The 19259-nt window shown below is 58.6% G+C and carries 19 protein-coding genes, 1 tRNA gene and 1 pseudogene; 18 read left to right on the top strand and 3 right to left on the bottom strand.

Annotated elements, in window-relative coordinates; genetic code table 11:
• Nucleotides 1-8: 8 nt before the first annotated feature.
• The 9 genes and pseudogenes from JS46_RS10805 to JS46_RS10765 all read left to right on the top strand — a co-directional run.
• Nucleotides 9-509: pseudogene (locus JS46_RS10805) on the top strand (phage tail tube protein); the annotation flags it as partial.
• A gap of 41 nt (nucleotides 510-550) precedes the next feature.
• Nucleotides 551-946 (top strand): phage minor tail protein domain-containing protein, encoded by a 396-nt coding sequence (locus JS46_RS10800; RefSeq protein ID WP_033750663.1) that lies wholly within the window; start codon nucleotides 551-553, stop codon nucleotides 944-946.
• A gap of 8 nt (nucleotides 947-954) precedes the next feature.
• Nucleotides 955-1260 carry a phage tail assembly protein T gene (locus JS46_RS10795; protein WP_033750661.1) on the top strand — a complete coding sequence of 102 codons (306 nt, stop codon included), beginning with the start codon at nucleotides 955-957 and terminating at the stop codon, nucleotides 1258-1260.
• Nucleotides 1241-3817 carry a phage tail tape measure protein gene (locus tag JS46_RS10790; RefSeq protein ID WP_051905609.1) on the top strand — a complete coding sequence of 859 codons (2577 nt, stop codon included), beginning with the start codon at nucleotides 1241-1243 and terminating at the stop codon, nucleotides 3815-3817. The genes JS46_RS10795 and JS46_RS10790 overlap by 20 nt, the downstream gene beginning before the upstream one ends.
• A complete protein-coding gene (locus JS46_RS10785) occupies nucleotides 3817-4146 on the top strand; it encodes a phage tail protein (protein ID WP_033750658.1) in 330 nt (109 codons plus the stop codon). Before JS46_RS10790 ends, JS46_RS10785 begins: the two co-directional genes overlap by 1 nt.
• A gap of 10 nt (nucleotides 4147-4156) precedes the next feature.
• Nucleotides 4157-4858, top strand: coding sequence for a phage minor tail protein L (locus JS46_RS10780; protein WP_033750656.1), 702 nt, complete (start codon nucleotides 4157-4159; stop codon nucleotides 4856-4858).
• Nucleotides 4855-5214 (top strand): C40 family peptidase, encoded by a 360-nt coding sequence (locus JS46_RS10775; RefSeq protein ID WP_051905608.1) that lies wholly within the window; start codon nucleotides 4855-4857, stop codon nucleotides 5212-5214. Before JS46_RS10780 ends, JS46_RS10775 begins: the two co-directional genes overlap by 4 nt.
• Entirely contained in the window at nucleotides 5201-5854 is a 654-nt protein-coding gene (locus tag JS46_RS10770; protein WP_081876057.1) for a tail assembly protein, read from the top strand. Before JS46_RS10775 ends, JS46_RS10770 begins: the two co-directional genes overlap by 14 nt.
• Before the next feature lie 53 nt (nucleotides 5855-5907).
• Nucleotides 5908-9324 (top strand): host specificity protein J, encoded by a 3417-nt coding sequence (locus tag JS46_RS10765; protein WP_081876056.1) that lies wholly within the window; start codon nucleotides 5908-5910, stop codon nucleotides 9322-9324.
• 328 nt (nucleotides 9325-9652) lie between these two features.
• Here JS46_RS10765 and JS46_RS10760 read toward each other — a convergent pair whose 3' ends face one another.
• From JS46_RS10760 to JS46_RS10750, 3 genes are all read right to left on the bottom strand, one after another.
• Nucleotides 9653-10822: a tyrosine-type recombinase/integrase gene (locus JS46_RS10760; RefSeq protein WP_033750651.1), complete on the bottom strand. Its 1170-nt coding sequence runs from the start codon at nucleotides 10820-10822 to the stop codon at nucleotides 9653-9655.
• Nucleotides 10823-10985: 163 nt separating this feature from the next.
• A tRNA-Arg gene (locus JS46_RS10755) sits at nucleotides 10986-11060 on the bottom strand.
• Nucleotides 11061-11135: 75 nt separating this feature from the next.
• Nucleotides 11136-12053: a formate/nitrite transporter family protein gene (locus JS46_RS10750; RefSeq protein ID WP_033750650.1), complete on the bottom strand. Its 918-nt coding sequence runs from the start codon at nucleotides 12051-12053 to the stop codon at nucleotides 11136-11138.
• A 243-nt stretch (nucleotides 12054-12296) separates the two neighbouring features.
• On the opposite strand from JS46_RS10750, the gene ccmA reads away from it, so the two are divergent.
• The 9 genes from ccmA to ccmI are packed head-to-tail and all read left to right on the top strand — an operon-like array spanning nucleotide 12297 to nucleotide 19251.
• Nucleotides 12297-12914 carry a cytochrome c biogenesis heme-transporting ATPase CcmA gene (gene ccmA / locus JS46_RS10745; protein ID WP_033750647.1) on the top strand — a complete coding sequence of 206 codons (618 nt, stop codon included), beginning with the start codon at nucleotides 12297-12299 and terminating at the stop codon, nucleotides 12912-12914.
• Nucleotides 12914-13573 carry a heme exporter protein CcmB gene (ccmB, locus tag JS46_RS10740; protein ID WP_033750643.1) on the top strand — a complete coding sequence of 220 codons (660 nt, stop codon included), beginning with the start codon at nucleotides 12914-12916 and terminating at the stop codon, nucleotides 13571-13573. The genes ccmA and ccmB overlap by 1 nt, the downstream gene beginning before the upstream one ends.
• A 56-nt stretch (nucleotides 13574-13629) precedes the next feature.
• Complete coding sequence (locus JS46_RS10735) at nucleotides 13630-14370, top strand: heme ABC transporter permease (RefSeq protein ID WP_033750640.1); 741 nt, start codon at nucleotides 13630-13632, stop codon at nucleotides 14368-14370.
• The gene (ccmD, locus tag JS46_RS10730) at nucleotides 14367-14600 is read left to right on the top strand and encodes a heme exporter protein CcmD (RefSeq protein WP_033750637.1); all 234 of its coding nucleotides are present in this window, start codon (nucleotides 14367-14369) and stop codon (nucleotides 14598-14600) included. The genes JS46_RS10735 and ccmD overlap by 4 nt, the downstream gene beginning before the upstream one ends.
• Nucleotides 14597-15082: a cytochrome c maturation protein CcmE gene (ccmE, locus tag JS46_RS10725; protein WP_033750634.1), complete on the top strand. Its 486-nt coding sequence runs from the start codon at nucleotides 14597-14599 to the stop codon at nucleotides 15080-15082. The genes ccmD and ccmE overlap by 4 nt, the downstream gene beginning before the upstream one ends.
• Nucleotides 15079-17037 (top strand): heme lyase CcmF/NrfE family subunit, encoded by a 1959-nt coding sequence (locus tag JS46_RS10720; RefSeq protein ID WP_033750632.1) that lies wholly within the window; start codon nucleotides 15079-15081, stop codon nucleotides 17035-17037. The genes ccmE and JS46_RS10720 overlap by 4 nt, the downstream gene beginning before the upstream one ends.
• Nucleotides 17034-17588, top strand: coding sequence for a DsbE family thiol:disulfide interchange protein (locus tag JS46_RS10715; RefSeq protein ID WP_033750630.1), 555 nt, complete (start codon nucleotides 17034-17036; stop codon nucleotides 17586-17588). The genes JS46_RS10720 and JS46_RS10715 overlap by 4 nt, the downstream gene beginning before the upstream one ends.
• On the top strand, nucleotides 17585-18043 hold the full coding sequence (locus JS46_RS10710) for a cytochrome c-type biogenesis protein (RefSeq protein WP_033750627.1): 459 nt from the start codon (nucleotides 17585-17587) through the stop codon (nucleotides 18041-18043). Before JS46_RS10715 ends, JS46_RS10710 begins: the two co-directional genes overlap by 4 nt.
• Nucleotides 18040-19251 (top strand): c-type cytochrome biogenesis protein CcmI, encoded by a 1212-nt coding sequence (ccmI, locus tag JS46_RS10705; RefSeq protein WP_033750625.1) that lies wholly within the window; start codon nucleotides 18040-18042, stop codon nucleotides 19249-19251. Before JS46_RS10710 ends, ccmI begins: the two co-directional genes overlap by 4 nt.
• The last annotated feature ends 8 nt before the right edge of the window (nucleotides 19252-19259 follow it).

The following is a 19259-nucleotide window of genomic DNA, read 5'->3' as shown; positions in this document are numbered from 1 at the left end:
GAGCCACTATGGCGACACCTAATCCTCTTGCATCAGTCAAAGGTGCAGGAACCACCTTACTGATTTTCACTGGCAGCGGCGATGCCACCGCTAAACCTCTGAACGATGACGGCTGGACACGGCTCGCCCAGATCCGGGAGCTGCAGCCTGGCGAAATCAGTGCGGAAAGCTACGACGACACCTGGCTGGACGATCCGGACGCCGACTGGAAAGCCACGGCGCAGGGCGAGAAATCGGCGGGAGAAGCCAGTATTACGCTTGCCTGGAAACCCGGCGAGCAGGGACAGAAAGATTTACTGAGCTGGTTTCACAGCGGGGAGGTTCGCTATTACAAAATCCGCTATCCGAACGGCACGGTCGATCTGTTCCGGGGCTGGGTCAGCAGCCTGGGCAAGACCATTCCGGCAAAAGAGGTCATCACGCGAACCATCAAAGTAACGAACAGCGGCCGTCCGGTTCTGGCTGAGGAAATTTCGCAGTCGCCTGCACCTGCTCCTGCACCTGCACCTGCACCACATTCTGACAATAACCATGAGAAAGGAGGGCTCTGATGTTTCTGGAAAAAACCGTGTTTCATTACGGGCCCGAGCAAATGGAGTTGTCTGAACTGACAGCACTGCAGCGCGCCGAGTTTTTTGATTTTGTTGCCAGTTCAGAAGTGGTTAAAGATAAGGCCCCCACTGACGCGGCCCGGAATGCAGTACTGGTCAGGCTCAATACTGAGTACAGTGCCTGGCTTGTCTCTCGCGCGCTCTGGAACTGTCATCGTGAGGCGGACGTTAACGATATTTATCAGGATATTCTGGCCAATTGGCCCGAAAAGGCGCTGTGTCTGGCTGCGGAAAAGGTGATGGTTCTCAGTGATCTCAACGGGGATGGAAAGTCGGCCGAGCCATCCGGCCCCAGGGAGGATGACGTGAAGGTAAAGCCGACGGACGGGAGCTGAAATTTATCATGTTTCTGGCCCATGAGTTTCGCCGTCCTGACTGGCGCCGGATGCTGAGCGAGATGACGTCTTCTGAACTCGCAGACTGGCAGCGTTATTTCGCCACTGTGCCGTTCAGCCATCGCCTGCTGGATGCTGAATTTGCGGCGCTCAGCAGCACAATGGTGGCGCTCGCCACAGGCGAATGCGGGCTGAATGCAGAAGACTTCAGCCTGCTCAGTGGCTCAGGAACCGGTGACCTCATGACTGATGACATGCTGATGGCCGTGGCAGAGTCCATGGGAGGAGAACGCCATGTCCCAGCAGATCGCTGATCTTGTCGTAAATCTTGGGGCTGAGACTGCCCGGTTTCACGAGCAGATGGGCCGGGTCGAACGTCAGCTGAAAAATGCGGGGCAGCAGGCCGGGCGCGCTGCGCAGCAGGTTTCCTCCGTTTCGCGCGCTGAAGTGCAGGCCACGCAGGCAAAAGCCCGTTTTCTCAGCCAACTCAAGGCACAGCTGGCCACACAACGGCTTTCACGTGAAGAGATGCTGAGAACGCGCGCGACACAGCTGGGGCTGGGCGATGCGGCGGAAATCTATATCCGTAAGCTGGAGTCGGCCCGTCAGAAAACACACTCTCTGGGACTGGCGAGCGCGTCGGCGCGGCGCGAGCTTGGCGTGTTGTTTGGCGAAATGGCGCGGGGCAATTTTGGCGCACTTCGTGGCTCCGGCATCACGCTTGCGAATAATGCCGGATGGATAGAAAAGCTGATGACCCTGCGCGGTCTGAGCGTCGCAGGAGTTGTGGGCGGTATTGCCGCTGCTGTCTGGGGACTGGGGAGGGCCTGGTATCAGGGCAGTCAGGAAGCCGAGACCTTTAACAGGAATCTTATCCTCACCGGCCACTATGCCGCCCGGACAACCTCAGCGCTACAGGCGATGAGCCGCTCTCTGGCGGGCAACGGTATTACGCAGCATGAAGCGGCTTCTGTGCTGGCGGAAGTCACCGGCTCGGGTTTATTTAACGGGCAGCACCTCCGGCAGGTCGCTGACGTCGCGGCCCGTCTCAAAACTGTAACCGGTCAGGCCACCGAAGAGACTATCCGGCAGTTTGCGCGGCTTCAGGACACGCCCGTTGCTGCCGTCCGGGAGCTGGATAAATCCCTGCACTTTCTGACGGCGACTGAACTGGAAAACATCACCCGCCTGGCAGAACAGGGGCGTGAAGCCGATGCGGCAGCTCTGGCTATGGATCGTTACGCTGAAACCCTGCGTCTTCGCAGCGACGATGTGGCACAGCATCTGGGAACGCTGGAGAAAACCTGGAAATGGCTGGGGGAGACGGCGGCGGATGCCTGGGATGCCATGCTGGGCATCGGCCGGGAACGGTCGCTGGAAGAGCAGATTGCTGCCCTGAGGGAGAAGTTAAACGCGGGTGGAAAGGCCCTGGGCAAAGCCTGGATACCTGTCACGCAGCAGGACATGGACAGGCTTTCCCGGCTGGAAGAACAGAAGTTTCAGCATGACCTGAAGGCCGCCCGCGATAAAGCAGATCAGGATGCGGAAATCCGTAAAAAGCGCCGTTTCGATGCTGACCAGACCCTGAAAAAACAGTACGAAACGGAAGAGGAAAAGCATCAGCGCGCGCTGTCAGTTATCCGCCATTCATGGGCATCCCGTGAGGTTAAAGAGGAGGCGATGCGCCGTGAAAAACAGCACTATGACACGCTTGTCGCAGGCCGCCGAAAACGGCGGGACGCACATCAGCCGTCGGCGGCTGCCCTTGCAGGCGAAAAGGCGCAGGCTGACATGCTGGCGCTGCAGGCCCGGCTTCACGCTCTGAAGGCGCATCAGGAAGCAGGTATTGTCAGCCAGCAGCGTAAACAACTCTGGGCCTCCCAGGCGGAATTTCATGTTCTTGAGGAAGCCGCACAAAAACGCCAGCTGACCCATGAGGAAAAATCCCTGCTTGCCGGTAAAGCCAGCGTCCTGCTTCAGCAGGAAAAACTGGCCATGCTGGGGGATGAAGTTGCGCTTCAGGAACGCATGAATCAGCTTCAGGTGCAGGCTGGAAAATTTACGGAGCAGCAGCGCACGCGGCAGGCGGAAATTGCGGCGCTTGAACACGGCCTGTCGGCACGGGAGGCGCAGCAGCATGCCAGTGTTACCCGACTCAGCGCCACTTATGCAGAGGCGCCAGATGTACTTGCTGCAGTGTTAAAAGCACAGCAAAAAACCTGGCAGGTGGAAGAAAAGCTGCGGGCCGACTGGCTGGCGGGAGCGAAAAGCGCATGGGCTGAGTACCGTGATGCGGCGCTTGATGCCAACAGCCAGATAAAACAGGCTTCGTCCAGGGCGCTTGACGGGTTAAGCACACAGCTGAGTGCTCTGCTGACGGACGGTAAGGCAGGTTTTCGCGACTTTACCCGAAACGTTCTGAGCATGCTCACCCAGATCCTGGTGAAAATGACGCTGGTCAGGGGCGTGGATTTTTTCGCCGGACTGCTTAAGCAACATGCGTTGTCATTTCATGCGCAGGGCGGTGTTTTTCATTCTCAGGATCTTCATGCCTTCAGCGGAAGCGTGATCCGGACGCCTACGCTGTTTGCGTTTGCCCATGGTGCCGGCGTCATGGGTGAGGCCGGGCCGGAAGGTATCTTTCCACTACGTCGCGGTGCCGACGGTAAGCTGGGTGTGGTGGCACGGATGACAGGAGCCGGCCTGAAATACGCACCCGTCTTTAATGTCACCATTCACAATGACGGCCGTAACGGGCAGCTCGGGCCGGAGGCCGCAAGAATGATGTATGAGCTGGGGCGTCAGGGCGCGAAAGATTTCTTCCTTCAGCAGCAGCGTGACGGCGGCATGATGAGCGGAGGCCGGGTCTGATGGAATCATTTAACTGGAAGATCCGGCCGGGTATGCGTGCGGAGCGAGAGCCACGTGTGCAGACAATCCGGTTTGGTGACGGGTATGAGCAGCGGCGCGCAGATGGCCTGAATGTTCTTCAGAGCCGCTACGCCATTATGCTGTCCGGACCTCACGCCACGATGCAGGCGGTGGAGGACTTCCTTACCCGGCACAGCGGTATCAGAGCTTTTCTGTGGCAACCGCCGGGCCAGCCCGATCCTGCCGCCTTTGTCTGCCGACGCTGGTCGGCGGTGCGTCTGGCGAGGCGCACGGAAATAACCGGCGAATTTGAACAGGTCCCCGCCTGAGGTAACAGCGATGAACACCATTCCTTCTCAAATGCTGAGTGAACTGACCCGGACAGAGCCGTCTGCCCGTATTGACCTGTGGGAAGCGGATCTGACCGCAACAGGCGGTAAACGTTACTTCTTCTGCAATGAACAGAACGAATTCGGAAAAGCGGTTATCTGGCAGAAACGTCGCTACCGGCCTTATCCCGTCAGGATGGAAGAGTGTGGCATGAGCGGGCGAGGCCCGACTGCGCGTCCGTCAGTTGTTGTCTCAAACCTGTATGGCATCGTGACCGGCCTGGCCGAGACGCACCAGAGCCTGGTGGGTGCCGCTGTGATACGGCGAATGGTCTGTGCACGGTTTCTAGACGCAGAGAATTTCAGGCGTGGTAATCCGGACGCCGATCCGCAGCAGGAAGTGGTCAGCCGTTATGTTATTGAACAGCTGGCGGAACTGACGTCACTGACGGCGAGATTTATTCTGGCCGTGCCGACAGAAACCGAAGGGCTGCTGTGCCCGGGCCGCATCATGCTGTCCGACCTTTGCCCGTGGGAATACCGCTCTGCAGACTGTGGGTACACCGGGCCAGTTATTGCGGACAGCAATGGACAACCCGTGAAGGAGGCCGCTCAGGATCACTGTGGCAACTGTGCGGCAGGTTGCCGGCTTCGTCATAACACCGGGCGCTTCGGCGGGTTTCTCTCGCTGAATGCGTACTCTGCAGAATGACGTACGCCTGTAACGCAGCGACGGCCGGACGTCTCTCCGAAGATATCTTCGCTCACGCCCGGGCCTGTCATCCGCAGGAGTGCTGTGGTCTGGTCATCCTGACGCCGGACGACTACCAGTATCAGCCCTGCATTAACGCTTCCCCTGAGCCACGCCGGCATTTTCTGATCACCCCTGAAGATTACCTGGGGGCCTCTGCCGCCGGCACGATTATCGCGCTGGTTCACAGCCATCCTGATGGGCCACCTGAACTGAGCCCTGCGGATAAAGCCGCCATGAGGCACAGCGCCTGCAGCTGGTGGCTGGTCTGCGGCGACAGCATTTATCGTTTTGGAGATGACAATGAGCTCAACTGAACCTTCCTCTGAAAGGACCCGACCGGTTCGGGTGTGTCTGTACGGCAATCTCGCCAGGTCTGGCAGGCACATTGATCTACATGTGAAGACTGCGGCAGAAGCGCTGCATGCGCTGGTGATGCAGTCCGGTGAGTTCAGGCGTCAGTTCAGCGAAGGGCTTTATCAGGTGCGTATTGCCGGCAGCGATCTTGATACTGGCAACCTGCATGCCCGCCTGCATGAAAAGCTACCGTCTGGCGCAGTTGTCCATCTGGTCCCCCGGCTGCAGGGTGCTTCCCGGCGGGGCCTGCTTCAGTTGTTTGCAGGTGCCGCGCTCATCGCGGCGTCATTTATTCCGGGCCTGAATGCTTTTGCCTGGACGGTAGGCGCGACAACGCTTTCGCTGAGTGGGGCGGCTTTTTCGCTGGGGGCCAGCCTGATGCTGGGCGGAGCTGCTCAGCTGCTGGCTCCACGATCTGCAGATGCAGATGCCAGAGATAACAAAAGCACCTGGTTTTCAGGCACAGAAAACATGATGGCTCAGGGCGCGCCGGTACCGGTTCTGTATGGGGAAATGCGGGTGGGGTCACGCGTAATTTCTCAGGAGATTTCCACCCGGGACATGAGCGGGGAAGGAAAAGTCATTGTTATCGGGCATTAAAAGAGAGCTCAAAGGGGAGCTGTTCCTGGATTCATTTTCCTCAGGTTAAAACTATGAAAATCTTGCATCACCATGCACAAACGCCACACGACAAACCTGACAATCTTCGCTCCTCTCAGTTACTGAGCGTAATGGATGTTGTCAGCGAAGGCCCCGTTGCCGGTCTTGTTGACGGTTTAAAAAGCGTGCTGATTAACGGCACGCCTGTGCTTGGGCCGGACGGACAGGTGAACGTGCAGGGCGTCAGTATGCACTTTCATGCCGGAACGGCGGATCAGCCACCGCTGAGCGGATTTGAGGCATCAGCCCGGGAAAAGCTGATCAATGCTGACGTGACCGCGCAATATGCCGTCACGCGCACGGTGGATGGAAAGGAAACAGACCGGCTTCGCCTGACGCTGGGCGTTCGCCAGCTGTTCTCGGTCAACAAAAAAGGCGAAACGCAGGATGCGTCAGTCACCCTGCAAATTCATATCCGGCATCCTGCAGGCTGGAAAACGGAAAAAGACATTACCGTGAAGGGACGTACGCACGAGCCGTTTGCGTTTTCAGTGATCCTTGAAAAACTGCCGCCTGCGCCGTTTGACGTTCGCGTAATGCGTATTACGCCTGACAGCACCGGTAACCGGCTGTTCAATAAGACCTTCTGGTCATCATATACAGAAATCACCAGTGTCCGGCAATGCTATCCCCATACGGCCGTGACGGGCCTGAAAATTGACTCAGAGAAATCGGGCAATCAGCGCGCGGAGCGCAATTACCTGATGCGGGGGCGCCTGGTCAGGGTGCCGGCAAATTATGACCCGGTGACGCGCAGCTATGCCGGAGAGCGCTGGAATGGGGAGTTTAAAGAGGCCTGGACGGACAACCCGGCCTGGTGCCTGTATGACCTGCTGATGCACCCACGCTATGGTCTGGGGCAGCGAATGGGTATTGAGGATGCAGACAAGTGGGCACTCTATAACATTGCCCGCTACTGTGATGAAAAGGTCACTGATGGCTATGGCGGGCTGGAACCCCGCATCCGCTGCAACGCATGGCTGACCCGGCAGCGGAAGACGTTCGATGTCATCGGTGATTTCTGCAGCATGATGCGCTGTATGCCCGTATGGAACGGCCAGCGTCTGACGTTTATTCAGGATACGCCTTCGGACGTTGTCTGGACCTACACCAGTGCCAGCGTGGCCGGCGGCCAGTTCCATTACAGCTTCAGCGCACTGAAAGACCGCCATAACGCGGTTGAGGTGCGTTTCATCGACCCACACAATAACTGGCAGCCTTCCGTAGAGCTGGTGGAAGACCGCGAGGCCATAAAGCGATACGGGCGCAATCTGCTGAAAGTCGATGCGTTTGGCTGTACCAGCCGGGGGCAGGCACACCGGGCCGGCTTATGGATCATCCAGACCGAACTGCTGGAAACCCAGACCGTCGACTTTTGTGTGGGGGCAGAAGGGCTGCGTCATATCCCTGGGGATATTTTCGAAATTTGCGACAACGATTACGCCGGAACCGCGACCGGTGGCCGGATCATTGCCGCAGAGCCTGAGAAGAAATTGCTCAGGCTTGACCGGCCCGTGTCCCTTCCTGAAGAGGGCCGTGCCTCGCTGAACCTGATGAGTGAGGCCGGGCAGCCTTTCACCGTCAGCGTGACCGGCCATCCTGAACCTGACTGTGTTGAGGTGGATACTATTCCTGAAGGTATGGCATCACTCAGCGTCTGGGGACTGAAACTGCCCGGTCTGCGGCAGCGACTGTTTCGCTGTGTGGCCATTCGTGAAAGCGAAAACGGCGGCTATGCCGTCACTGCTCTGCAGCACTGCCCGGAGAAGCAGGCGCGGGTGGATGAAGGCAAGCGCTTTTCAGAGCCACCGGCCAGCGAGCACGCGGTCTTACCGCCAGCAGTCAGACACCTTCGTGTCAGCGTCAGCGCTTCATCCGGACGCATTCAGGCCCTTGCCCGGTGGGAAATCTTGCGGACATTAAGCAGCGTGCATTTTGAAATACGGGTCACACGTGGACATGACGCTACGGAGCTTCTGGTTTTCAGCAACACAGCAGATCGGCCTGAATGTTCGTTCCTGCTGCCAGAAACGGGGCGCTATACGCTGCGCGTCAGTTCGGTCAATGAGGCCGGGCAGAAAAGCGAACCTGTCTCTGCCGGTATTACGGTTGCTGTACCTGAGCCTCCCGTATCCATTAACGTCACACCCGGCTATTTCCAGGTCACGCTGGTGCCGCATCAGGCCGTTTATGACGCCACGACACGTTATGAATTCTGGTATTCCGGAACCCGGATCGCTGACCCACAACAGGCCGAATCTCAGGCGCAATATCTGGGAGAAGGACGCTGCTGGATAAAAGACGGCCTCATGCCGGGCAATGTTCACTACTTCTATATCCGCAGCGTAAACGCGCTGGGCAAATCTGCTTTTACCGAACAGGCCGCCAGCCCGAGCGAAAAAGCGGAAGACTATCTGGCATTTTATAAGGGAAAAATCAGCGACACACATCTTGGACAGAGCTTACTGACAAAAATGGAGCAGCTGTCAGAGGGCGCCGCAAAAATCGGGAAAATTGAAAAGAGCTGGAAAGACACGGAAGGGCGACTGAATTCGCAATGGTCAGTCAAATTACAGCAGCTGAAAAATGGTCAGTACTGCATGGCTGGCTTTGGCATGGGAATTGAAGAAAAGCCGGAGGGGATGCAGAGCCAGATTCTGATGGCCGCTGATCGCGTGGCGTTTGTGAACCCGGAGAATGGAAACTCAGTGCCCGCACTGGTTATTGAACACGACCAGATCTATTTCCGTGAAGCGCTCATCAGGTACCTGCGTGCGGTCAGCATTACCAGCAGTGGTAATCCGCCAGCTTTTGAACTCACGCCTGATGGCAAACTGACGGCAAGGGATGCTGATATCAGCGGCACGCTTCGCGCTATATCGGGTGAGCTTGAGAACGTAACGATTAAAGACAGCTGCACCATTGAAGGTATTCTGGATGCAAAACAGATAACAGGTGACATTTATAATGTTCAGTCAGGTGGAGTGCGATTACCCGAAGGCGCTTTCAGCTGGTCCGACAAAGAAGGAGAACACGTGCTGTTCAGAATCGCTGGCGAGTCATTTGACCGTATTCTGGATACAAACCTGACTCTGGTGGCTCGGTCCCAGCATAAACGGCAGCAGTTTAAGTTAATCATCCGGCATCATCATTATCAAAACGAAATATATAAAGATGTTCAGCTCGATTACGCGGATACCGGTAATAAGGGACATGCCCCGGGCATGAGTTACAAAATAAAAGGAATAAGCCTGCCGGCGATCGGCCGTTCACATGTGCACGAGTTGATCGTGTTCGTAGGTAACAGTAAACGGTCTGGCCGTGTTTACTGTTATATCCCTCCTGGCGAAGCACCAAAATTTACGGCCTATCGTGCTGGCCGCTCATTTGTCACCAGTGTGGAAATATAATCCGCCTTACGGAGCAAACATTTTAAAAGCCTGCCAGTCTCTCCAGACAATCCCATAAACGATGCGCTGAGAAAGAATGCAGTAAAAAGTGAGGGTTTCATCAGCTGGCTCCGCAGTTCATTTGTTAACCGGCGAGCGGCTGATTGATACCTTGTCAGGCTGGCCGGTTGTATGTGCGACAAGCTTCAAATCCAGTTCAGGTATAAAGCAGCTCCGATAACAAGCGCAACGGATGAAACAACATTGAGTGCAATAACAGTGCGGGATGATACGTCCATTTCTGAATCTCCTTAAATGAAGACTCTGAGATTAGCACCTGTAAAAAAATTTACTTCAGCTTGCCATCAAGCCAGTCCGCCCACCACTGCATCATTTCGCGCCGTTTTTCCAGATACTGAGCATGATTGTAGATGCCCCGGATGCTGTTACGGTCAACATGCGACAGCTGACGCTCAATTACATCATGAGGCCAGCGATGCTCATTCAGCACAGTACTGAAATGGTGCCGGAACCCGTGCCCGCACGTCTCACCGTCATAGCCCACGCGGCGGATAACGCCAAGAATGGTGTTCTCACTGATGGTTTTTTTCGGATCCGATCTGCCCGGAAAGCACAGGGTGCTTCGGGTGGCAATCTTCTTCATAAAAGTCATCAGCGCATAAACCTGGTCTGACATCGGCACAACATGCACGCGCCGGTTTTTCATCATGTGCGCGTCAATCGTAATAAGGCGCTTCTCAAAGTCGACATTTTCCCACGTCAGATAGCGAAGTTCTTTCGTTCTCAGGGCCGTGTAATGAAGAGCAAGGGTGGCATTCTTTGCAATGGTGCTGCCTGTATAAAACTCAAGACGCTGATGAAACTCCTGTATCCGCTCCATAGTCAGAAAAGGGTAGTTCTGTTTCTGATAGCCCTGCTGCGCATCAATAAGGTCGGGGGCCGGGTTGTATCTGGCCCGTCCGGTCACGATGGCATAACGAAATACTTCGCCGCACCGTTTTCTGGCTTTATCGGCCCGTTCCATTGCGCCCCGATCTTCAAAGAGGCGTATCACCTTCAGAATTAACATTGGCTCAATGTCATCAATTCTGAAGTGCCCGACGATGGGCAGGATATCGTTCGTAAACATGCGGTACAGTTCATCGGCATAACCCGCAGACCATACTTTTGATTTGTGGGCATACCACTCATTGAAAATGCTGGCAAAGGTCCAGGTGTCCGGCACCTTGTCTTTCTTCATTATCTGTTTTTGCTGAGCAGGATCGACGCCAGACAGCAGTTTCATTTTCGCGTCTGACTGTCGTGCTCGTGCTTCTGTCAGGGAGATCTGAGGATAGGGGCCAATGACCAGCGTTTTCTCTTTGCCGTCGAAACGGTAGCGGAGGCGCCACACCTTTTTCCCGGTAGGCGGGACAAAAAGGAAAAGGCCTCCTGCGTCAGCCAGGCGATATGACTTATCCTTAGGTTTAGCGGCGTCGATCTGCTTTACCGTAAGCATGTGGGCATCATTCCAGGTACGAGTGTTGCTGTGCCCACAATATGCCCGCAAAAAAATGGCGTAGTCAATACTTGCCGGTTCATGGCGGTGCTGTTCAAACAGGAGTGGAATCAGGCAGGACGCGGGTTTTGTTCGGGTCGGTGGAGGCGGGTTCAGGTCAGGATGGTGTCCCCTGCAGGAATCGAACCTGCAACTAGCCCTTAGGAGGGGCTCGTTATATCCATTTAACTAAGGGGACCGCGGCGCGCAGTATAGCGCAAACGCGCCGCAAGAATAACCCAACTGCGGCGCGTTTGCTCATTTCCTCAACAGCTTAGCGCTGCTTTTCCTGCTGCTTCGCTTCGCGCTGTTTCGCTTTCGCCTCCGCTTTCGCCGCCTCGCTCATATCGTTACGGATCTGCGCATGGCTGATCAACGCGAAAATCAGCGTGCCGCCGGTGATATTGCCCAGCAGGGTCGGCAGCGCGAACGGCCAGATAAACTCATACCAGCTAATCTGCCCGGTAAAGACCAGATAGAGGATCTCCACCGAACCCACCACGATATGCGCCAGATCGCCGAGTCCGACCAGCCAGGTCATCATCACGATCACAATCAGTTTGGTGGCGCCTGCCTGCGGCATCATCCAGACCATCGTCGCGATAATCCAGCCGGAAATCACCGCGTTGGCGAACATCTCGCCGGGTGTGTTTTCCATCACTTTCTGGCTGATGGCGCTAAAGGCCTGGCGCGTCGCGTCGTCGAAAATCGGCATCTCGGCAAAGGCAAGCGAGGCGAGAGCGGTGCCGATCAGGTTGCCGAGCAGCACCAGACCCCACAGCCGCAGTAGCAGGCCGACATTGCCCAGCGTCGGTTTGTGCATCACCGGCAACACCGCCGTTACCGTATTCTCGGTAAAGAGCTGCTGGCGCGCCATAATGACGATAACGAAGCCGAAGGTGTAGCCCAGGTTTTCCAGCAAAAAGTCGCCGGGCAGGCCGTCAAGATGCACCTGAAATATTCCCTTCGCCATCAGCGAGGCGCCCATCGACAGGCCGGCCGCAATCGCCGACCAGAGCAGCGCCATCCCGTCGCGCTCTAACTCCTTTTCGCCATCCTGACGAATCTCTTCATGTATCGCCGCCGCACGCGAGGGCAGGGCCTCTTCGTTTACCTCAATTTCCGTTCCTTGCTCTTTCTCTTCGCTGTCGACATCGTTTTCATCCTGGTGACTGGATGGGGAAGGTTTCATGTTTGCTCCTTGTTATAATTGCTGCGCGTAATAAGCGTAGCCTGTTTTGGCAAGGGCGAAATGTAACTATCTTTCAGATGAAGCGTAACAAAATTTTAACTTTGGGCATTTTTTATCCATATTCCCCTCAGAAGAGGCATAACCATCATGCGAGGCGCGCCGTGCCGCACGCCATGGGCTTCGGCCCACTGCAACCTTGTGCTATCATCCTGGCCACTTTTTACCTGGCGCGACTCCTCCGGCATGCTCGAAGTCATTAATCTCTCTTGCGTTCGCGACGAACGCACGCTGTTCCATGGCCTGTCGTTCGGCGTGGCGGCGGGCGATATCGTACAGATCGAAGGGCCGAACGGCGCCGGTAAAACCTCGCTGCTGCGCCTGCTGGCGGGACTGAGCCGTCCGGAAGAGGGCGAGGTGCGCTGGCAAAGCGAGTCGATACGCCAACAGCGCGAACAATGGCATCAAAGCCTGCTTTTTCTCGGCCATCAGCCTGGCGTAAAAGCGGTACTATCGCCGCTGGAAAATCTTCGCTTCTATCATCCGAACCGCGACGCCTCGCAGATATTTGACGCGCTGGAGTGCGTCGATCTGCTGGGCTACGAAGAGGTGCCGGTGGCGCAGCTTTCGGCGGGACAGCAGCGGCGCGTGGCGCTGGCGCGGCTCTGGCTCAGCGACGCCGCGCTGTGGATCCTGGATGAGCCGCTAACGGCGATAGATAAAGAGGGTGTGGAGAAATTAATGAAGCGCTTTACGCAACATGCCGAACAGGGCGGCGCGGTTATTCTCACCACCCACCAGGATCTGCCAAAAAGCCATGCGCGCGTGCGTAAAATACGGCTTACTGGCGCGGAGCTGCTCTGATGTCGCTGCGCATGATTCAGCGCGAGCTGCGCATCGCCTTTCGCAGCGGCGTGGAGGTGGTTAACCCGCTCTGGTTCTTTCTGATCGTGATTACGCTGTTCCCGCTCGGCATCGGGCCGGAACCGCAGCAGCTGGCGCGCATCGCGCCGGGCGTGGCCTGGGTCGCCGCCTTGCTCTCATCGCTGCTGGCGCTGGAGCGCTTGTTCCGCGACGATTTTATCGACGGATCGCTGGAGCAGCTGTTGCTGCTGCCGACGCCGTTGCCGGTTACCGTGCTGGGCAAGGTGATCGCCCACTGGCTGGTCACCGGCCTGCCGCTGATCCTGCTGTCGCCGCTGGCGGCGCTGCTGCTGTCGCTCGATTTCAACAGCTGGCTGGCGATGGCGCTGACGCTGCTGCTCGGCACGCCGACCTTCAGTTTTCTCGGCGCTATCGGCGTCGCGCTGACGGTTGGACTGCGGCGCGGCGGCGTGCTGCTGAGCCTGCTGGTGCTGCCGCTGGCGGTGCCGGTACTGATTTTCGCCAGCGCGGCGATCGACGCGGCGGGCCAGGGATTGCCGATCGGCGGTTATCTGGCGATCCTCGGCGCGATGCTGGCGGCCAGCGCGACGCTGGCGCCGTTCGCCACCGCTGCCGCGCTGCGTATCGCGCTGCACTGATCCGCACATGCGTCAGACATGTCGGGAATGATTTTTTAACCTGTGAGCAATGCAACATGTGGAAATGGTTACATCAGCTGGGAAGGCCGGAGCGGCTTTATCAGCTCTGCGGGCGTTTAATTCCCTGGTTTGCCGTGGCGGGCGCGGCGACGCTGCTGCTCGGCTGGATCTGGGGCTTTGGTTTCGCGCCGGCCGACTATCAGCAGGGCGATAGTTTCCGCATTATGTATATCCACGTTCCGGCGGCGATGTGGTCGATGGGCGTCTACGCCGCGATGGCGGTCGCCGCGTTTACCGGCCTGGTGTGGCAGATGAAGATGGCGGATCTGGTCTCTACCGCGATGGCGCCGGTCGGCGCGGTCTTTACCTTTATCGCCCTGATCACCGGCTCCGCCTGGGGCAAGCCGATGTGGGGCACCTGGTGGATCTGGGACGCGCGCCTGACCTCGGAGCTGGTGCTGCTCTTCCTCTATATGGGCGTGATAGCGCTCTATCAGTCGTTTGACGACCGCCGCACGGCGGGACGCGCGGCCGGCATTCTTATCCTGGTCGGCGTGGTCAACCTGCCGATCATTCACTTCTCGGTACAGTGGTGGAACACCCTGCATCAGGGCTCGTCGGGCATTCTGCAGCAGGCGATCGCGCCGAGCATGCGCACGCCGTTGCGCTGGGCGATCCTCGGCTATCTGCTGCTGTTCATCACGCTGACGCTGATGCGCCTGCGTAACCTGATCCTCTACACCGAGCGTCACCGCCCCTGGGTGGCGAACCTCGCCAACGGAGGCCGCAAAGCATGACGCCTGCTTTCTCTTCCCTCTCCGCCTTTTTCGCCATGGGCGGCTACGCCTTTTACGTCTGGCTGGCGGTGATCTGCACCCTTGTTCCGCTTGGCGGGCTGCTGCTGCATACGCTGCTGCAGCGCCGCCGCCTGCTGGCCGAGATCCGCCAGCGTCAGTCCAGGGAGCGCCGCATCCGTTCGGCGAAAATGAAACAAGCCGCCGGTGAAGCGGCAGGAGATCCAATGTGAATACCCGTCGTCGTCAGCGCCTGTACGTTGTTGTGGCGATCCTGGTGGGGCTGGGCCTCGCCACGTCGCTGGTTATGTATGCGCTGCGTTCCAATATCGACCTGTTCTACACGCCGAGCGAAATCCTCTACGGCAAAGGCGAGGATCATCAGAAGCCGGAAGCGGGGCAGCGCCTGCGCGTCGGGGGCATGGTGATGCCGGGCAGCGTGAAGCGCGACCCGAATACGCTGGCCGTCTCCTTTAAGCTTTACGACGCCAACGGCGTGGTCAGCGTCAGCTTCGAAGGCATTCTGCCGGACCTGTTCCGCGAAGGGCAGGGCGTCGTCGCGCAGGGCGTGCTGGAAGAGGGCAACCTGGTCAACGCCAAAGAGGTGCTGGCGAAGCATGACGAGAAGTACACGCCGCCGGAAATCGAGGATGCGATGAAGAAGAATCACAAGAGCCCGCAGGCGCTGGCGGAACAGGCGAGAACCCAGTCATGATGCCAGAAGTTGGAAGTTTTCTGCTCTGCCTGGCGCTGGGCATCGCGCTGCTGTTGAGCGTTTATCCGCTGTGGGGCGCGGTGCGTCAGGATGCGCGTCTGATGGGGCTGGCGCGTCCGCTTGCGAGCGGTCTGTTCCTCTGCATCGCCGGGGCGTTCCTCGTGCTGGTGCACGCCTTCGTGGTCAACGACTTTACCGTCGGCTACGTCGCCGCCAACTCCAATACGCTGCTGCCGGTCTATTACCGCATCGCCGCGACCTGGGGCGCGCACGAAGGCTCGCTGCTGCTCTGGGTGCTGCTGCTCAGCAGCTGGACGCTGCTGGTGGCGATTTTCAGCCGCGGCATGCCGCAGGATGCGCTGGCGCGCGTGCTGGCGGTGATGGGCATGATCAATCTCGGCTTCCTGCTGTTTATTATTCTCACCTCGAATCCCTTTACGCGCACGCTGCCGGACTTCCCCATCGACGGGCGCGACCTCAATCCGATGCTGCAGGATATCGGCCTGATCTTCCATCCGCCGCTGCTCTACATGGGCTACGTCGGTTTCTCGGTGGCCTTCGCCTTCGCCATCGCCTCGCTGATGGCGGGTCGGCTGGATACCGCCTGGGCGCGCTGGTCGCGCCCCTGGACCACGGCGGCCTGGGTGTTTCTGACCATCGGCATCGTGCTCGGCTCGGCATGGGCCTATTACGAACTCGGCTGGGGCGGCTGGTGGTTCTGGGATCCGGTCGAGAACGCCTCCTTTATGCCGTGGCTGGCGGGCACCGCGCTAATGCACTCGCTGGCGGTGACGGAAAAGCGCGGCACTTTTAAAGCCTGGACGGTGCTGCTGGCGATCACCGCCTTTTCCCTCAGCCTGCTCGGCACCTTTCTGGTGCGCTCCGGCGTGCTGGTGTCGGTGCACTCCTTCGCCTCGGATCCGGCGCGCGGCATGTTTATCCTCGCCTTCCTGGTGATTGTGATCGGCAGCTCGCTGCTGCTCTACGCCATTAAGGGCGGGCAGGTGCGCAGCCGCGTGCAGAACGAAACCTGGTCGCGCGAATCTTTCCTGCTCGGCAACAATGTGCTGCTGATCGCTGCGATGCTGGTGGTGCTGCTCGGCACGCTGCTGCCGCTGGTGCACAAGCAGCTCGGCCTCGGCAGCATCTCCGTGGGCGAGCCTTTCTTTAACACCATGTTCAGCTGGCTGATGGCGCCGTTCGCGCTGATGCTCGGCATCGGGCCGCTGGTGCGCTGGCGACGCGACGAACCGCAGAAGCTGTGGAAGCGTCTGGCGCTGGCGATGATGGTGACGCTGGCCAGCGCGATCCTGCTGCCCTGGCTGCTGCAGGATCGCATTGAGGCGATGACGGTCGTAGGACTGCTGATGTCGGTGTGGATTTTGGTGCTGACGCTTATGGAACTGCACGAGCGCGCCACTCACCGGCATACTTTCTTCCGCGGCCTGCGCCATCTGTCGCGCAGCCACTGGGGCATGGTGCTGGGCCATATCGGCGTCGGCGTCACGGTGATCGGCATCGCCTTCAGCACCCAGTACAGCGTCGAGCGCGACGTGCGCATGAAAGCGGGCGACAGTATTGATATTCACAGTTACCACTTCGTGTTCCGTGACGTGCATAACCTGCAGGGGCCGAACTACAGCGGCGGCGTCGGCATTATCGACGTCAGCCGCAACGGCAAGCCAGAAGCGGTGCTGCATGCGGAAAAACGTTTCTACACCGCGGCGCGCACCATGATGACCGAGGCGGCGATCGACGGCGGCTTTACGCGCGATCTCTACGCCGCGCTAGGCGAAGAGCTGGATAACGGCTCCTGGGCGGTGCGCATCTACTACAAACCTTTTGTGCGCTGGATCTGGTTCGGCGGCGTCTTTATGGCGGTCGGCGGCCTGCTCTGCCTGCTCGATCCGCGCTACCGCTCGCGGAAAAAAGCCGCGCGTGAGGAACGGGCATGAACAAGAAAATTCTCTTTATTCCGCTGATCCTGTTTTTGCTGCTGGCGGCGGCGCTGCTGTGGCAGCTGTCGCGCAACGCCGGCGGCGACGATCCGACCCGGCTGGAGTCGGCGCTGATCGGCAAGCCGGTGCCGCTGTTTAAGCTGGAAGCGCTCGATCGGCCCGGCAAGATCTACGACCAGAAAGTCCTCAACGACGGCAAACCGATCCTGCTGAACGTCTGGGCGACCTGGTGCCCGACCTGCCGCGCAGAGCATCAGTATCTCAACCAGCTGGCGGAGCAGGGCATTCGCGTCGTGGGCCTCAACTACAAAGACGATCGCACCAAAGCGGTGACCTGGCTCAATACGTTGGGCAACCCTTATGCGCTTAGCCTTTATGACGGCGACGGCATGCTGGGGCTGGATCTCGGCGTCTACGGCGCGCCGGAAACCTTTCTGATCGACGGCAACGGCATTATCCGCTACCGCCACGCGGGCGATCTCAACGCGCGCGTCTGGCAGCAGGAAGTGCTGCCGCTGTGGCGGAAATACAGCAAGGAGGGCGTATGAAGCGCTTGCTTTTGATGCTCTGCGGCCTGCTGTTCAGCGTCAGCCTGTGGGCGGCGATCGACACTTACCAGTTCGACTCCGTGGCGCAGGAGGAGCAGTACCGCGATCTCACCGCCTCGCTGCGCTGCCCGAAGTGCCAGAACAACAGCATCGCCGACTCGAATGCGATGATCGCGGCGGATATGCGCCTCAAGGTCTATGAGCTGATGAAGCAGGGCCAGAGCCGCCAGCAAATCATCGACTATATGGTGGCGCGCTACGGCAATTTCGTCACCTATGAGCCGCCGGTGACGCCGTCGACGCTGATCCTCTGGGTCGGCCCGGCGCTGTTCGCCGTGCTCGGCGGTCTGGTAATCGTCCTGCGCAGTCGCCAGCGTAAAACGCGCAGCGAGCTGGACGATACCGATCAACAGCGCCTTGCGGCGATACTGAAACGCGACGGGAAGCTGAAATGAGCGCTTTGTGGATAAGCATTATTATTCTGCTGGCGGCCGTCAGCGCCCTGTTTCTCGGCGCAGGCTGGCGTCAGCGCCAGGCGAGCGAGGCCGATCGCGATCGCCTTAATACCGACTTTTATCATCAGCGCCTGCGCGAGCTGGAAGAGGATGAGGCGCAGGGCGTTATCGGCGAGCGCGCCACCATGGTGAGCGAACTGCAGCAGACGCTGCTGACCGATATTCCGCCGCAGCACGCCGCGCCGTCGCGCGCCAGCGGCCGTCTGGTACTGCTGCCCGGCGTGGTAGCGCTGATCGCGGTGTCGCTCGGCTTCTATCTGAAAAGCGGCGGTCTGACGCAGGTCGCCGGCTGGATGCAGGTGCAGCAGGATTATCCGGCGCTGCGCGCGCGAGTGATGGATCCGCAGGCGAAGCCGCTGACCATGGAGGAGCTGGCGCGACTCCAGCTTGGGTTGCGTACCGCGCTGCAGGCGCAGCCTGATAACCTGAACGACTGGACCATGCTGGGACGTCTCGGCATGGTGCTTAACAACGCCGCCAGCGCCAGCCAGGCGTTCGAGCATGCGCTGCAGCTCGCGCCCAACAACCTCGCCCTGAAACAGGACTATGCTGAAGTACTGACCCGCTCCAGCGATCCGCAGGATAACCGCCAGGCGGGCCTGATGCTGCGAGATATGCTGAAAGAAGATGGCGGCAACCTGCGCACGCTCGGCCTGCTGGCGTTTAACGCCTATGAACAGCAGCAGTATGACCAGGCGATTAGCAGCTGGCAGGCTATGCTGAAACAGATTCCGGTCGACGATCGCCGCCGCGTGATGATCGAGCGCAGCATTGAACAAGCAAAAACCGACGCCGGTCAGCAGAATACGCAGCTGGCGCTGACGGTGACGCTGACGCCGGAGGCAGAAAAAATGTTACCGCCGGGCGGAGTCATGTATATTTCTGTTTCTGACGGTGTTTCACCGGTGCCCGTGGCCGTTAAGCGCTTGCCGCTGAGCCACTTTCCGTTATCGCTTACGCTGGATGACAGCAATGCCATGATGCCTGAGCGCCTGCTTTCGGCGCAGCATCAGGTGCAGGTTCGGGTGCGTATTTCCCGCGACGGCAGCGCCAGTCCCCAATCCGGCGACTGGTTTGGTCTGAGCGCGGTGACGCCCTGGGATGGTCATCAGCACATGGCTGTGGAGATTAATCAACAGCAGCCCTGAAGCGATAC

Origin of the sequence: Pantoea sp. NGS-ED-1003, from assembly GCF_000738765.1 — a bacterium.
Classification (GTDB): domain Bacteria; phylum Pseudomonadota; class Gammaproteobacteria; order Enterobacterales; family Enterobacteriaceae; genus Pantoea; species Pantoea septica.
The sequence above is the reverse complement of the archived record's forward strand: the minus strand, read 5'-3'. Positions and strand labels throughout refer to the sequence as shown.